The following is a 14,440-nucleotide window of genomic DNA, read 5'->3' as shown; positions in this document are numbered from 1 at the left end:
GTCAATCTTCCAGAAAGTAATCTGAATCCAGGGTCTTGATGGTGAGAGTCTGGCGGGTGGTGACGCCGACGCCGTATTCAATCATCAGGGCGGCGAGACGTGGGCCGTCAATCAGGACAATGCGCTTCTCAATCAGTCCCACGAACTCCTGTGCCTCGCGGCTAAAGCTTGAGGTAGTGATAAAGACCCCCTTGCGGGCTTTGTGCAGATCCAGCGCTCCTGCGAAAGCCTGAATGTCTGGGCGGCCCACCGTCTTGTCGGTGTAACGCTTGGCCTGCAGATAAATGGAGTCGAGTCCGAGTCTGTCTTCCTTAATGATGCCGTCGATACCGCCATCACTACTGTAACGGGTAGTGCGGGCCGCATCCTGCTGGCTTCCGCCATAACCCATGGCCACCATGAGATCGACTACCAGCTGTTCAAAGAAGCGGGGAGACATGGTAAGGATCTCGGCTAGCAAGTCATCGGCAAGGGATTGATTGATGGCTGCCAGAGCCTGCTCAATCTGCTCTTGCGGTGTACTGGCCTGCTCTGGCGTGGACTGTGTCGTTGCGTCCGTCACGATCCGGGACGGATTGCCCATGCTTTCACTGGAGGCCAGAGTGAACGCGACGAACTCGTTGAACTGGGCCAGATAGTGATTGTCGATGGGGTGACCCGAGGCCAGCGCCACCTTACCCCGTTCGGTGATAAGACAAATGCCGCGTTTGGGTTGCTCGATTAACCCCGCCTTGACCAGATAGGTCTTGGCCCAGCCGACCCGGGAGCGGATGGTGGTTTGGCGGCCACTTGGCAAGGTGTCTGCCAGCTGTTCCGGGGTGAAGGCATAGTGTTGGCAAACCCGCTCGAATACTTCCCTAAGGGGACGGGCATGACCATCGGCCAGCACCTTGAGCACCGCAGGCATCATGGCTTCATAACTGGGTAGATTCATGGTGGACAGGGACTCGGTGAAAGGCAGTCACCTATCTTGCCACAAGCGGCCCGACTGGGGCCATGCCGTTGATCACACTGGGGATATGAAATAAAAAAGCCCCCGGGTGGCGGGGGCTGGTGCATCGGCGAGAGGGATCACTCGATGTTTTGAATTTGCTCGCGCATCTGCTCGATGAGGACCTTCAACTCGACGGCGGACTGGGTCACCTCGGCGTTGATGGACTTTGAACCCAGGGTGTTCGACTCGCGGTTGAACTCCTGCATCATGAAGTCGAGACGACGGCCGCAGGCGCCTCCCTTCTTCATGATCTTGATGGTCTCGCCGATGTGCATCTCCAGGCGATCCAGCTCTTCGGCTACGTCGATCTTCTGGGCCAGCAGCACGATCTCCTGCTCGATGCGGGCGGGATCCAGCTCCACCTTGGCCTCGGCCAGGCGGTCGGTGAGCTTCTGGCGCTGCCACTCGATGATCTGCGGCAGGTGCTCGCGCACCTTCTTCACTTCCACCTGGATGCCGTCCAGGCGCTGCTGGATCAGTGCCTTGAGGTTGGCCCCTTCGCTGGCGCGGGAGGCGAGGAACTCTTCCATGGTCAGATCGAAACCGCCGAGCAGCTCGGTGGCGACCGCGTCCATGTCCTGCTCGGCGGCGGCCATGACACCCGGCCAGCGCAGCACGTCCACCGGGTTGAGCTGGCCCTGGCCCGCCTCTTTCATTACCCAGTTGGCGCTGTCGATGATGAGCCTGGCCAGCTCTTCATTGATATGGAGCTGGCTGGCGGCGGCTTGCGCTGCCTCGAACCTCAGGCTGCACTCCACCTTGCCGCGCTGCAGCTTGGCACGGAAACGCTCACGCAGGACCGGCTCCAGGCTGCGCAGTTGCTCCGGCAGGCGGATATAGGTTTCCAGATAGCGCTGGTTGACCGAACGAATTTCCCAAACGGCTGTGCCCCAGTCGCCCTTGAATTCCTTGCGGGCGTAGGCGGTCATGCTGTGAATCATTGATTGTTCCGGGCTTGATGAAGTGTGCGGCCAGTATACTCAGCCAGGCTTGCCCCGTCAGCCGATGCCGTGGTTTTAGCGGCTGATATTTGGGGCGGGATCACTTATAATCCCCCGCCAATTTGAGCCAGCCCAGAGGTCAGTCCCATGTCCCGTCCCAGCGATCGCAGTGCCGCGCAAGTGCGCCCGGTTACCATCACCCGCAACTTCACCAAGCATGCGGAAGGCTCTGTGCTGGTGGAGTTCGGCCACACCCGCGTGCTGTGCACCGCCAGCGTCGACACCAGCGTGCCGCGCTTCCTGAAAGGCAAGGGGCAGGGCTGGGTCACCGCCGAGTACGGCATGCTGCCGCGCTCCACCCATTCGCGCATGAACCGCGAGGCGGCCGCCGGCAAGCAGAGCGGCCGCACCCTGGAGATCTCCCGGCTGATCGCCCGCTCCCTGCGCGCCGCCGTGGATCTTACCGCGCTCGGTGAGCACTCCATCACGGTGGACTGTGACGTGCTGCAGGCCGACGGTGGCACCCGCACCGCCGCCATCACTGGCGCCTGCGTGGCCCTGGTGGACGCGCTGAACTGGATGGTGGAGAAGGGCATGCTCAAGCAGAGTCCGCTCAAGCAGATGATCGCCGCCGTCTCCGTCGGTATGTATCAGGGCGAAGCCATCTGCGATCTGGAGTATGTGGAAGATTCCGCCGCCGAGACCGACATGAACGTGGTGATGACCGAAGACGGCCGCATCATAGAGGTGCAGGGCACCGCCGAGGCCGAGCCCTTCACCCACGAGGAGCTGCTGGCGATGCTGGCGCTGGCCAAGGGCGGCATCGACGACATCATAGCGCTGCAGAAGCAGGCGCTCGCTTGAATTTCTGATTTTAAAAACGCGGCATCGACCGCGTTTTTTTATACCCCCACACCAGTTAACGACATGCCAAGCAAGGAGCCAGAATGAAAGCCTACCAGCGTCAATTTATCGAGTTCGCCCTGGAGAAACAGGTTCTCAAATTCGGTGAGTTCACCCTGAAATCCGGCCGCAAGAGCCCCTACTTCTTCAACGCCGGCCTGTTCAACAGCGGCCGCGATCTGGCCCGCCTCGGCCGCTTCTATGCCGCCGCCCTGATGGATGCCGGCATCGAATTCGACGTGCTGTTTGGCCCGGCCTACAAGGGGATCCCCATCGCCTCCGCCACTGCGGTGCAACTGGTGGAGCAGCATGACGTGGACGTGCCCTGGTGCTTCAACCGCAAGGAGGCCAAGGATCACGGCGAGGGCGGCAATCTGGTGGGCAGCCCGCTCAAGGGGCGCATCATGCTGGTGGACGACGTCATCACCGCCGGGACCGCCATCCGCGAATCCATGGATCTGATCCAGGCCAACGGCGCCTCCCTGGCCGGGGTGCTGATCGCCCTGGACCGCCAGGAGAAGGGCAAGGGCGAGCTCTCCGCCATCCAGGAAGTGGAGCGTGACTACGGCGCCCACATCATCGCCATCATCCAGATGAGCGACCTCATCGCCTATCTGGAAGAGAAGCAGGCAGAGCAGCCCGCGCTGGCCGAACAACTGGCGGCCATGAAGGCCTATCGCGCCCAGTACGGCATCTGACGACCTCGCCTGCCATCATGGCGTCGCCCCTGGCTCGGGGCGGCGCCATTTTTTTATTTTTGATAAAAGCGGGTATCCTGACTTGAGCTTGCCCTTACAGTAAAGGTTAGGGTTTGGTCATAGGCGCATTTTCTGGCCGAGGGGTTCCGAGGAGGAACAACATGACTACCCAGACTCAAGTTCCCATCCATCTTCAGTTGCCGCTCAGCGGCATGAGCTGCGCCAACTGCGCCAGCCGCATCACCGCCGCCCTCAATCAACTCGACGGGGTGCAGGCCAGCGTCAACTTCGCACTGGAGCAGGCGGCCATCGAGCTTGCCAGCAGCGATCGCCTGCCCGCTGTGCTGGACAGCATAGCCGCGCAGGGCTACGGCTATGGCAGCGAATCCGTGTCGTTTCAAATCAGTGGCATGACCTGCGCCGGTTGTTCGGCTCGGCTGAACAAGATGCTGACAGAGCTGCCCGGCGTCATCTCGGCCGAGGTCAATTTCTCCCTCGAGCAGGCCCGCATCCTGCTGGTGCCGGGGATGCAGACGCCAGCCTCGTTGCGTGAGCATATAGAAGCCCTTGGCTTCGGTGCCCAGCTGGCGCAAGGCTCCGTCAGCCAGCGCCGTCAGCAACTGCTGGCCCGTGAGGCGCAGGAGGCTGCAGCCGCCCGCCAGGCGCTGACTCAGGTGGTGATCTCGGCCCTGCTCACCCTGCCGCTGCTGGTGGGCATGATCGCCATGGCTGGCCTGTTGCCCTGGCACCTGCCCGCCTGGCTGGAGCTGGTGCTCGCCACCCCGGTGCAGTTCTGGGTAGGCAGACGCTTCTATCGCGGCGCCTGGCTGGCATTGCGTAACAGGGCAGCCAATATGGATGTGCTGGTGGCGACCGGCACCAGTGCCGCCTACTTCTACAGCCTCTATCTGCTGCTGACCCTGGGGATGGCCGCCAGCGGCCAGCTCTATTTCGAGGCGAGCGCCATCATCATCACGCTCATCTCGCTGGGGAAATTGCTGGAGGCCCGCGCCCGGCGCAGCACCCAGTCCGCCATTCGCGAGCTGATGGCGCTGCGGCCGGACACCGCCACCGTCTGGCGCGGCCAGGCCTGGCAGAACGTCGCCATTGACGAGGTGCTGCGCGGCGACAGGCTGCGGGTTCTGGTGGGGGAGCGGGTGCCGGTGGACGGCAAGATCCTGAGTGGTGCGAGCGAGCTGGATGAATCCATTCTCACCGGTGAGAGCCTGCCGGTGCCGCGCGCACTGGGGGATGCCGTGCTGGGCGGCGCCATCAACCGCTCCGGCGTGCTGGAGATCGAGGCCACTACCGTGGGTGAAGACTCCAGCCTCAGCAAGATCATCACCCTGGTGGAGCGCGCCCAGATGGGCAAGGCGCCGCTGCAGCAGCTGGTGGACAGGGTCTCCGCCATCTTCGTGCCCGTGGTCATGGCCATCGCCCTGTTCACTCTGCTGGCCTGGTATGCCGCCAGCAACGACTTCGGTCAGGCGCTGCTCGCCGCCGTCGCCGTGCTGGTGATCGCCTGCCCCTGTGCGCTGGGGCTGGCGACCCCGGCCGCCATCGTCACCGGCACCGGGGTGGCGGCCCGTCACGGCATTCTGATCAAGGACGTGGATACCCTGCAGAAGGCCCACGCCATCAAGGCGCTGATTTTTGACAAGACAGGCACCCTCACCCAGGGCAGGCCCGTGCTGGCGAGCTGGAGCGGCAGCGACGAACAGTTGCGCCTCGCCGCCGCCCTGCAGCAGGCGAGCGAGCACCCGCTGGCGCTGGCGATGCGCGAGGCGGTCGGCAAGGAGGTCGTGCTGCCCCAGCCCGAGGCGGTGGAGGTACGGGTCGGTGCCGGCATCCTCGGTCAGGTGGCCAGTCACAGGGTCGCCATCGGCAACGCCTCCCTGCTGGCTCAGCTCGGCATCGAGCCACCACAGCAGGATGAACAGCCTGCCGACGGCGCGACCCGGGTCTGGGTCGCCATCGACGGCGTGGCGGTGGCGATCGCCGCCCTGGCCGATACCCTGAGACCCGAGAGCCCCGAGGCCATCGCCACCCTGCGCCAGCGCGGCATCGCCAGCTGGCTGGTGAGCGGCGACGCGCCGGCGCCGGTGGCCCACATTGCCGCCAAGCTGGGGCTGGACGGTGCCTTCGACTCCGTGCTGCCCGCCGGCAAGGTGGAGAAAGTAGAGGCGTTGCGCGCCCGTACCCAGGGCCTGGTGGCCATGGTGGGGGACGGGGTGAACGACGCCCCGGCGCTGGCGGCGGCGGACGTGGGGATCGCCATGGGCTCAGGCTCGGATGTCGCCATGGAGACCGCCTCCATCACCCTCATGCGATCTGACCCGCGGCTGGTGGCCGATGCCATCGACATCTCGGCGGCCACCTGGCGCACCATACAGCAGAACCTGTTCTGGGCCTTCGTGTTCAACATCATCGGCATTCCGCTGGCGGCGCTGGGCTACCTCAGCCCCGAGCTGGCGGGGGCAGCCATGGCCCTGAGCAGCATCACGGTATTGAGCAATTCCCTGTTACTGAAACGCTGGCAGCCCAGGGCGGGCAGCCAGCGCCAATCTGAATCGAGAAGGAGTCATCCATGAACATCAGCAAGGTTGCCAAGGCCACTGGGCTGTCCGCCAAGACCATCCGCTACTACGAGAGCATCGGCCTCATCTCGGCGCCGGTGCGCAGTGACAACGGCTATCGCAGCTACACAGACGGCGCCCTGCGGGAGCTGCGTTTCGTCAAGCGGGCGCGGGAGACCGGCTTCAACCTGGAGGAGTGTCAGGAGCTGCTGGCGCTCTACCGGGACGAGCACAGGACCAGTGCCCAGGTGAAGAAGCTGGCGCAGGAGAAGATCGTCGATCTGCGGGCCCGCATCGCCGGCCTGCAGGCCATGCTCAGTTCCCTGGAGGAGGTGGTGGGGTGCTGCCACGGGGACGCGAATCCCCAGTGCCCCATACTCGACGAGCTCGAGAAGGGTTGAGGGGGTTGCCGGGCGAGCGCGAGCAGGCTGGAGTGTCCCGGGATCCTGCCGGCGTGGCACGGCGCGTCAGGGGCTGAGTGGCTGCTTAATAGCGGGCGATTGATTGTTGAGCAGGAAAAGGGAGTGGTAGACTGTGCGGCTCTTGTACAGGGAGTACCCAGTTGACCCAGAGTGTGAATCACCAGGTGCGACGGGCCATCATGGTCCAGCTCTATACCCACGCCTCCTTCAGCCTGCCTTGTCTGGCGCTGCTGGCGATCAGCTGGAGCCTGCTGTTCCACGACTACCTGCCCGCCAGGGAGGCGCTCGGCTGGCTTGGCCTGGTCTTCCTGTTGCTGCTGGGACGCTGGTGGCACCTGCGCTGGCGTCAACCCCGGCTGGCAGAGCTGCCGCTGCCGGTGCTGGAGCGGGAGCTCTTCATCGGGGTGACCATCACCTCCATCATCTGGGCCCTCGGCGTGCTGCTCTACATGGACAGGCTGCCGGACACCTACCGCGCCGCCATGCTGATGCTCACCAGCCTGATCCTCACCGGCAGCGCCATCATGCTGTTCGGCAGTCGCCGCACCCTCTACGGGGCCGTGCTGCCCCTCGGGTTTGCCATGCTGTTCGAACTCAGCGGCGGCAACGAGCAGGAGCGGATTGTCTCCTGCATGCTGGCGGGTTACCTGTTCGTGTTTCTGCCAACCCTGCTGCGCCGGTTGCGCCGGGATCAGGTGGCCTCCCTCTACCACAGTTTTTCCAACGCCGAACTGGTGGCCGAACTCAAGGCGGTCTCCGAGCATCTCAAGCTCACCTCCCGCCTGGACGGCCTGACCGGCATCGCCAACCGGGCTCACCTGGACGACACCCTGGCGCGGGCCTGGCGCCGCTGTCACCGGGCCAGGGCGCCCCTCTCCCTGGTGCTGGTGGATGTGGACTACTTCAAGCAGTTCAACGATCACTATGGTCATCAGCTGGGGGACCAGTGCCTGCAGCAGGTGGCGAGCCTGCTGGCCGAGGTGTTGCGGCGGGAAGACGATCTGGCCGCCCGCTACGGCGGGGAGGAGTTCGCCCTGCTGCTGCCCTGCACCACCTTGCAGGGGGCCATGCAGATCGCCGAGCAGGTGCGCACGGCCCTGCGCACCCTTGGCATTCCCCACCACAAGTCCCGGGTATCCGGCCGGGTCAGCTGCAGCTTCGGGGTCGCGACCCTGGTACCGGATCAGCACCACTCCATCGCCGAGCTCATCCAAAAAGCGGATGCGGCCCTCTATCAGGCCAAGCATAATGGCCGGGATCGTATCGAAGTAGCCTTGATGGGTAAGGTTGCCTGAGTTTCACATGACAGATTAAAGAGGTTGTCTATGCAATGTCATCGTATCGAAGAGCTGCTGGAGCTGCTGCAGCCCGCCTGGATCAAGGAGCAGGATCTCAGCCTGGTGCAATTCATCGCCAAACTGGCGGCAGAAGCCGGCTATGAGGGCGCCCTGTCCGAGCTGACCGACGACATGCTGATCTACCACCTCAAGATGCGCGAATCCGACAAGCAGGCGATGATCCCGGGCCTGGCCAAGGATCATGTTCCTGACTTCAAGGAAGCCCTGCTCAAGGCCCGCGGCATCAAGTAACCCGGCCGCCGGGTTGCCGGAAGAGGAAGGTTTCAAGAGAATCTCCAAAAAGGTCCATAGTCAACTGGCTATGGGCCTTTTTTGTTGCCTGAAATTGCGACGGCACTCGAACTATAGATACATTTAACCCACACAATTAGCAGGCTGTTTAAGATATAATCGGCTTCATAACAATATGAGTGGAGCTATGTGCTGCAATGGCCGACCAGGACAAGATCGATATCAAGGATGTGACCGACAAGAACGTCACCGGGACCTTCAATCCCCACACGTTCAAGGCGGGCGATGACAGGTTCAATCCCGGCAACCGCATCTACGTCAGGTCCCAGACCGGCTACTGGCAGCGGGTGCGCAAGGCCATGGGCTGGTTCTTCGTCGCTCTCTTCGTCACTCTGCCCCTGCTGCGCTATGACGGCCGCCAGGCGGTGCTGTTCGATCTGGAGCATCAGCAGTTCCACATCTTCGGCGCCACCATCTGGCCGCAGGATCTGACCCTGCTGGCCTGGGTCTTCATGATCGCCGCCTTCGCCCTCTTCTTCGTCACCACCTTCCTCGGCCGGGTCTGGTGCGGCTATCTCTGCCCCCAGACGGTGTGGACCTTCATGTTCATCTGGTTCGAAGAGAAGCTGGAAGGCGCCGCCAACAAGCGCCGCAAGCTGGATGCCACCCCCTGGAGTGGCGAGAAGCTGGCCCGCAAGGGCGCAAAGCACCTGGCCTGGATCCTACTGTCCCTGGGCACCGGTCTCACCTTCGTCGCCTACTTCCAGGATGTGTTCCAGCTGGTGCCTGACTTCTTCACCCTGCAGGCGAGTGGCTGGGTCATCTTCTGGGTGATCTTCTTCGCCGCCTGTACCTACGGCAACGCCGGCTGGATGCGCGCCATCATGTGCATCCACATGTGTCCCTATGCCCGCTTCCAGTCCGCCATGTTCGACAAGGACACCTACATAGTCGGCTACGACACCAAGCGCGGCGAGACCCGTGGCGCCCGTGGCCGCAAGGCCGATCCCAAGGCGCTGGGGCTGGGGGACTGCATCGACTGCGACCTCTGCGTGCAGGTCTGCCCGACCGGCATCGACATCCGCGACGGCCTGCAGTACGAGTGCATCAACTGCGGCGCCTGCGTCGATGCCTGCGATCAGACCATGGATCGGATGGGCTATCCGAAGGGGCTGATCAGCTACACCACAGAGCACAAGCTGGCCCACAACCAGACCCATGTGGCCAGGCCCAAGCTGATCGGCTATGGCCTGGTGATGGTCGTCATGCTGGGGGTCTTCGTCTACAACGCCATGTCCATCATGCCCATGGGGCTCGACATACTGCGGGATCGCAACCAGCTGTTCCGGGAGAACAGCGAGGGGCTCATTGAGAACACCTATACCCTGAAGATCCTCAACAAGACCCTGCAATCCCAGACCTATCAGCTGGATGTGGAAGGGCTGCCGGAGCACCAGTGGTTCGGCCCGCGGGAAGTGACGCTCAAACCAGGGGAAATCTTCACCCTGCCGGTGAGCCTGGCGGTGGATCCCTTCAACCTGAAGCGGCCGACCCTGGATGTCCAGTTCGTGCTCAAACGGGAAGGGGCCGCACCGGACGACAGCAAGGGCACCCTGCGCCAGCCCAGCAAGTTTATCAGCCGGCTCTGAGGGGCCGACCCAGCGAGCCACGGGCGTCCGTGGCATGCCCCGGATCGGGATCATGGGCGGCATTGATCGGCTATCTCGGATAGAATGGGGCGCAACAGCGCCCCTTTCTCATGGTGGATGACATGCGTTTCAACTATTCCGACCTCAATCCCGATCTCATCATGGATGCGATCGATCTCAGCGGCCTGCGCATCGACTCCGGTCTCATCGAGCTCAACAGCTATGAAAACCGGGTCTACCAGTTTCAGGATGAGGATCGTCGCCGTTACGTGGTGAAGTTCTACCGCCCCGGTCGCTGGAGCCGGGCCCAGATCCTCGAGGAGCACGAGTTTGCCGCTCGCCTGCGTGAGACGGAGATCCCGGTCGCCGCCCCCATCGCCTTTGCCGGCGAGACCCTGCTGGAGCATCAGGGCTACCCCTTCGCCATCTGGCATAGCGTCGGTGGCCGCCAGTTCGAGGTGGACAACCTGGATCAGCTGGAGTGGGTGGGGCGCTATCTCGGTCGCATCCACAGGGTCGGGGCCAGTCACTCCTTCCACCATCGGGTCCAGCTGGACGTGGAGAGCATGCTGCACGAGCCGCGTCAGCTGCTGGCGGCCGGAGAGTGGGTGCCGAGCGGCCTGGCCAAGCAGTTCTTCGGGGTGCTCGACGAGCTGATCCGCCATGTGGGGGACGCCATGAGCCTGGACGTGGCGCGGATCTCCCTGCACGGGGATTGCCACCCGGGCAACATACTGTGGCGCGACGGCCCCCTGTTCGTCGATCTCGACGACTGCCGCACCGGTCCCGCCATCCAGGATCTCTGGATGATGTTGAGCGGCGAGCGTCACGAGCAGCAGATCCAGCTCGACACCCTGCTGGCCGGCTACGAGGAGTTCATGGAGTTCGACCCACGGGAGCTGGCGCTGATAGAGCCCCTGCGAGCCATGCGCATAGTCCACTACATGGCCTGGCTGGCCCGGCGCTGGGAGGATCCCGCCTTCCCCCGTCACTTCCCCTGGTTCAATACGGATCACTACTGGCGCCAGCAGATCGCGACCCTGCACGACCAGCTGGAAGCGCTCAAGGCGCCGCCCCTGACGCTGATGCCGAACTGGTAAGCCAGACGGTTCGTGGTACCCGCAGTACGGCCAGCAGGATGCGCTCCAGGCACTGCTGCTGACGCTGATGCCGGCCGGGCAAGCCCCGGCAACCTGGCCCAGGATGCCGGGGCGAGAGGCTTGGCCACCCGCCTTTGCCATTGACGGCGGGAGGGTGAGGCAATAGGCTTGGACTGCTTCGGTTCGCCGGGCGTGCCTCACAGTGATCCCTTAACAGGAAACGTCATGAAAAAAGTACTATTTTTCCTCGCTGCCATGCTGATGATCCCCATGGTTCACGCCGCCCCGGAATTCAAGGAAGGCGTCAACTATGACGTGGTCACCCAGACCGGCAGCGCCCAACCTGAAGTGCTGGAGTTCTTCTCCTACTTCTGCCCGCACTGCGCCAAGTTCGAGCCGATCGCCGAAGATCTGAAGAAGAGCCTGCCGGAAGGCGTGCCGATGAAGAAGAACCCGGTGGCCTTCCTGGGCCGCGAGATGGGCCCGGAGATGCAACGCGCCTATGCCGTCGCCAACCTGCTGAACGTCGAAGGCAAGCTGACTCCGGTCATCTTCGACAAGATCCACACCCAGCGTCAGGTGCCGCAGAGCCGTGCCGACGTGAAGCAGATCTTCGTGGACAACGGCGTACCGGCCGAAGAGTTTGACGGTGCCGTCGACAGCTTCGCCGTCTCCGGCATGGTCTCCCAGTTCGATCGCAACACCGAGAGCTACAACGTGCGCGGTGTGCCGGCCTTCCTGGTCAATGGCAAATACATGGTGAAGATTGAATCCATCACCTCCCAGGAGCAGTTCAACCAGCTGGTGAAATTCCTGTTGGCCAAGAAAGACTGACCTCTCCCGAGGCGATAAAAAAGCCCGCCGGTGCGAACCGGCGGGCTTTTTGTTGTCTGCTGTTTCCGGGGGGTCACACCCCGACGTGGAAGGCCTGCTTGAGGTTGCGGATGAAGTCCGCGTCCCGGCACAGGGTCTTGCCCGGGCTGTCGGAGATCTTGGCAACCGGGCCGCCGTTGCACTCCATCAGCTTGAAGACGATGTTCATCGGGCTGACGCCGGGCAGATCGCAGGTGAGCTTGGTGCCGATGCCGAAGCTGGTGTTGATGCGGCCACGGAAGTGGCGCAGTAGCTCGACGGCCTTGTCGAGGTTGAGACCGTCGGAGAAGACCAGCGTCTTGTCCTTGGGATCTATGCCGAGCCGCTGGTAGTGGCTGATGGCCTTCTCGCCCCACACCACGGGGTCGCCGGAGTCGTGGCGCAGCCCCTGATAGCGGCTGGCCAGCTCGAAATCGAAGTCGCGCAGGAAGGCATCCATGGTGATGCAGTCGGTCAGGGCTATGCCCAGGTGGTTGGTGAACTCGTCGAGCCAGCTGATGAGGGCGGCGCGCTGGCTGTGTTCCAGCGGGAAGCCGAGCTGCTGGTGGGCCTGGAACCACTCGTGGGCCTGGGTGCCGACCGCCGGCAGCCGGTACTTCTGGGCCAGCTGGTAGTTGCTGGTGCCCCGAAATGCCGGCAGCCGCTCCTTGAGGCGGCCCACCACGGCATCCTGCACGGCATGGGAGAAGCGGCGACGGGTGCCGAAGTCGATGAGATTGAACTCGCTCATCTCCTCGGGGCTGAGTTCCCGCTCCAGCTTGTCGATCTTCTGATCCAGCCGCGCCAGGGCCTGGCTCACCCCGAACTGGGGATAGCGGAAGCGGTTGCGCATCTCGCTGATGATGGCGAGCACAGGGATCTCCCACAGGATCACGTCCTGCCAGGGCCCCTCGACCCGCACATTGATGCGGCCATCCTGCTCGAACACCTTGAGCAAGGAGGCATCCAGCGGCTTGCGGCGCAGGTGATCGAGGTAATCGGCGGTGAAGAAGGGGCGCTCGGCCAGGAAATCGAGCTCGGGTTCGGTCAGGCGCAGGGAGCCGGCGAGGCGCAACTGCTCCTCGATCTCGCCCATCATGGGCAGCAGGTCTTCCTCGTTGCGGCTGTGGAACTCGGCCACCACTTCGGCATCCGGGTAACGATGGAACACCGCCTGCTGCATGTGCAGCTTGTAGGCGTCAGTGTCGAGCAGGCTGGTGAGAATGGGTGGCATATCAGGCTCCCCGCAGACGGGTGAGCACGATGGCGCTCCCCTGCCGCATATGTAGAGTGCAGGCGCCGGTATCGGATTGGCGGGAAAAAATGGGTGACATATCAGGCGTCCAGCAGGCGTTGTACATCGACCAGGGTCTGGGCCAGTTCGGCGCCGGCCTCGGTCATCCGGGTGCGGGCCTGGGCCACAGTCTCGGGCGCTATGCCACGGCAGGCATCGAGATGGACGATCACCCGGAAACCGGCGCGGCGCAGCTGCAGCACGCTGGTCTTGACGCAGTAGTCGGTGGCGAGGCCCCCCACCAGCACTGTGCTGACCCCCCGTGCTTGCAGGAATTCGATAAGCCCTGTGCTGCGCCGCTCGGCCAGGTCATGGTAGCAGGCGCCATAGGGATGCAGGTCCGGCTCGACCCCCTTCCAGATGAAGAAGTCATAGTCGATGGGGGTGGGCAGGCCATCGAGCAGTTCGAAGCCCGGGGTGCCCGGCACGCAATGGGCCGGCCAGGTGAGGTCGGCGTTGGGCAGGTCCAGCGGTTGCAGCATGGCGGCGGGGTGTGTCACGACCCAGGCGGCGTTCGCTGGGTGGGCGTCCTTGCTGCCAATTCGCAGGCTGGCGAGGGCGGCCTGCGCGTTGAGAGCGGCCACTATGTCAGCCCCGCCCGCGACGGGCAGCTCGTTCGGGCAGAGGGGAGTGAATCCCTTCTGCGCATCTATATCCAGGCTGGCGATGGTTCCCATGGGTGGCTCCTGCACATAATATTCTTGTGATATTATCTACCAAACATTATTAGAAGGCGAGCAGGTCGACCAGGATGCCGAGAATGAGTCTGGATATGGTGGTGCTGCGGTTGCACGAGGAGCGGCTCGAGCTGCTCCTCGAGACCCGGGATCGCCCCCCCTTTAGCCACTGCTGGCAGCTGCCGGCCCTGCGCATCGACGAGACCCGGGATCGGGATCTGGATGCCGCCCGTCACCGCCTGCTGGGGGAGTGGGGGCTGGGTCATTGCTACAGCGAGCAGGTCTGTACCCTCGGCAATCTGGAACGGGATCCCCGTGGCTGGTCCACTACCCTGGTTTATCTTTGTCTGGTGGAGCCGGAAGCGGAAGCAGTGCGAGGTCATTGGCACCCGCTTGCCGACCTGCCCGACCTGAATCTTGCCTTCGATCACGGCCAGCTGGTCGCCATGGGGCTGGAGCGGCTGCGCATCAAGAGCCGCTACAGCACACTGCCGCTGCAACTGCTGGGGGCCGAGTTCACCCTCTCCGAGGTGCAGCGGGCGTTCGAGATAGTCCTGCAAACCCCCATGAACACGGCGGCGTTTCGCAAGCGGATCCATCGCGCCGACATCCTGGTGGATACCGGCCGCAAGCGCACCGGCAAGCAGAGGCCCGCCATTCTCTACCGGCTGGAGAACCCCTGCTGCGTGATGTTCGATCAGGTGATGCACGGCGCGGAAGCATAAGCCGGTGCCTGCGAAAACCG

14 protein-coding genes are annotated in these 14,440 nt (G+C 63.5%); 10 read left to right on the top strand and 4 right to left on the bottom strand.

The window, feature by feature from the left end; translation table 11 throughout:
* Window position 1 precedes the first annotated feature (1 nt).
* A complete protein-coding gene (locus HB860_RS18705) occupies window positions 2–934 on the bottom strand; it encodes a restriction endonuclease (RefSeq protein WP_247627587.1) in 933 nt (310 codons plus the stop codon).
* Window positions 935–1,071: 137 nt separating this feature from the next.
* Window positions 1,072–1,935, bottom strand: coding sequence for a YicC/YloC family endoribonuclease (locus HB860_RS18700; RefSeq protein ID WP_247627586.1), 864 nt, complete (start codon window positions 1,933–1,935; stop codon window positions 1,072–1,074).
* Between the two features lie 147 nt (window positions 1,936–2,082).
* Between HB860_RS18700 and rph the strand changes: the two genes are divergently transcribed.
* From rph to HB860_RS18655, 9 genes are all read left to right on the top strand, one after another.
* Complete coding sequence (gene rph, locus HB860_RS18695; protein ID WP_041997563.1) at window positions 2,083–2,799, top strand: ribonuclease PH; 717 nt, start codon at window positions 2,083–2,085, stop codon at window positions 2,797–2,799.
* A gap of 83 nt (window positions 2,800–2,882) precedes the next feature.
* Window positions 2,883–3,536: an orotate phosphoribosyltransferase gene (gene pyrE / locus HB860_RS18690; RefSeq protein ID WP_043128766.1), complete on the top strand. Its 654-nt coding sequence runs from the start codon at window positions 2,883–2,885 to the stop codon at window positions 3,534–3,536.
* 161 nt (window positions 3,537–3,697) lie between these two features.
* Complete coding sequence (locus HB860_RS18685; RefSeq protein ID WP_247627585.1) at window positions 3,698–6,127, top strand: heavy metal translocating P-type ATPase; 2,430 nt, start codon at window positions 3,698–3,700, stop codon at window positions 6,125–6,127.
* Window positions 6,124–6,513 carry a Cu(I)-responsive transcriptional regulator gene (cueR, locus tag HB860_RS18680; RefSeq protein WP_005323722.1) on the top strand — a complete coding sequence of 130 codons (390 nt, stop codon included), beginning with the start codon at window positions 6,124–6,126 and terminating at the stop codon, window positions 6,511–6,513. The genes HB860_RS18685 and cueR overlap by 4 nt, the downstream gene beginning before the upstream one ends.
* 161 nt (window positions 6,514–6,674) lie before the next feature.
* Complete coding sequence (locus tag HB860_RS18675; RefSeq protein ID WP_162519267.1) at window positions 6,675–7,829, top strand: GGDEF domain-containing protein; 1,155 nt, start codon at window positions 6,675–6,677, stop codon at window positions 7,827–7,829.
* Window positions 7,830–7,859: 30 nt separating this feature from the next.
* Window positions 7,860–8,123, top strand: coding sequence for a YihD family protein (locus HB860_RS18670; RefSeq protein WP_025328759.1), 264 nt, complete (start codon window positions 7,860–7,862; stop codon window positions 8,121–8,123).
* A gap of 197 nt (window positions 8,124–8,320) precedes the next feature.
* Window positions 8,321–9,772, top strand: coding sequence for a cytochrome c oxidase accessory protein CcoG (gene ccoG, locus HB860_RS18665; RefSeq protein WP_247627584.1), 1,452 nt, complete (start codon window positions 8,321–8,323; stop codon window positions 9,770–9,772).
* A 110-nt stretch (window positions 9,773–9,882) separates the two neighbouring features.
* Window positions 9,883–10,872, top strand: a complete 990-nt coding sequence (locus tag HB860_RS18660) for a serine/threonine protein kinase (RefSeq protein WP_139438096.1) — start codon at window positions 9,883–9,885, stop codon at window positions 10,870–10,872.
* A 225-nt stretch (window positions 10,873–11,097) separates the two neighbouring features.
* Entirely contained in the window at window positions 11,098–11,706 is a 609-nt protein-coding gene (locus HB860_RS18655) for a thiol:disulfide interchange protein DsbA/DsbL (protein WP_139438094.1), read from the top strand.
* A gap of 73 nt (window positions 11,707–11,779) precedes the next feature.
* Here the strand turns inward: HB860_RS18655 and pncB are convergent, their stop codons facing one another.
* Both pncB and HB860_RS18645 read right to left on the bottom strand, forming a co-directional pair.
* Complete coding sequence (gene pncB, locus HB860_RS18650) at window positions 11,780–12,958, bottom strand: nicotinate phosphoribosyltransferase (protein ID WP_247627583.1); 1,179 nt, start codon at window positions 12,956–12,958, stop codon at window positions 11,780–11,782.
* 101 nt (window positions 12,959–13,059) lie between these two features.
* Window positions 13,060–13,695 carry a nicotinamidase gene (locus HB860_RS18645; RefSeq protein ID WP_247627582.1) on the bottom strand — a complete coding sequence of 212 codons (636 nt, stop codon included), beginning with the start codon at window positions 13,693–13,695 and terminating at the stop codon, window positions 13,060–13,062.
* A gap of 74 nt (window positions 13,696–13,769) precedes the next feature.
* Here HB860_RS18645 and HB860_RS18640 point away from each other — a divergent pair, with 74 nt between their 5' ends.
* Complete coding sequence (locus HB860_RS18640) at window positions 13,770–14,420, top strand: NUDIX hydrolase (RefSeq protein WP_139438088.1); 651 nt, start codon at window positions 13,770–13,772, stop codon at window positions 14,418–14,420.
* Window positions 14,421–14,440 lie beyond the last annotated feature (20 nt).

Source organism: Aeromonas genomosp. paramedia (genome assembly GCF_023093515.1).
In the GTDB taxonomy this organism is placed as follows: Bacteria; Pseudomonadota; Gammaproteobacteria; order Enterobacterales; family Aeromonadaceae; genus Aeromonas.
The sequence above is the reverse complement of the archived record's forward strand: the minus strand, read 5'-3'. Positions and strand labels throughout refer to the sequence as shown.

Bases quoted from the DNA above. Each gene is read 5' to 3' on its own strand.
- HB860_RS18705 (WP_247627587.1), bottom strand. From the start codon at position 934: ATGAATCTACCCAGTTATGAAGCCATGATGCCTGCGGTGCTCAAGGTG.
- HB860_RS18700 (WP_247627586.1), bottom strand. From the start codon at position 1,935: ATGATTCACAGCATGACCGCCTACGCCCGCAAGGAATTCAAGGGCGAC.
- rph (WP_041997563.1), top strand. From the start codon at position 2,083: ATGTCCCGTCCCAGCGATCGCAGTGCCGCGCAAGTGCGCCCGGTTACC.
- pyrE (WP_043128766.1), top strand. From the start codon at position 2,883: ATGAAAGCCTACCAGCGTCAATTTATCGAGTTCGCCCTGGAGAAACAG.
- HB860_RS18685 (WP_247627585.1), top strand. From the start codon at position 3,698: ATGACTACCCAGACTCAAGTTCCCATCCATCTTCAGTTGCCGCTCAGC.
- cueR (WP_005323722.1), top strand. From the start codon at position 6,124: ATGAACATCAGCAAGGTTGCCAAGGCCACTGGGCTGTCCGCCAAGACC.
- HB860_RS18670 (WP_025328759.1), top strand. From the start codon at position 7,860: ATGCAATGTCATCGTATCGAAGAGCTGCTGGAGCTGCTGCAGCCCGCC.
- ccoG (WP_247627584.1), top strand. From the start codon at position 8,321: ATGGCCGACCAGGACAAGATCGATATCAAGGATGTGACCGACAAGAAC.
- HB860_RS18660 (WP_139438096.1), top strand. From the start codon at position 9,883: ATGGTGGATGACATGCGTTTCAACTATTCCGACCTCAATCCCGATCTC.
- HB860_RS18655 (WP_139438094.1), top strand. From the start codon at position 11,098: ATGAAAAAAGTACTATTTTTCCTCGCTGCCATGCTGATGATCCCCATG.
- pncB (WP_247627583.1), bottom strand. From the start codon at position 12,958: ATGCCACCCATTCTCACCAGCCTGCTCGACACTGACGCCTACAAGCTG.
- HB860_RS18645 (WP_247627582.1), bottom strand. From the start codon at position 13,695: ATGGGAACCATCGCCAGCCTGGATATAGATGCGCAGAAGGGATTCACT.
- HB860_RS18640 (WP_139438088.1), top strand. From the start codon at position 13,770: ATGCCGAGAATGAGTCTGGATATGGTGGTGCTGCGGTTGCACGAGGAG.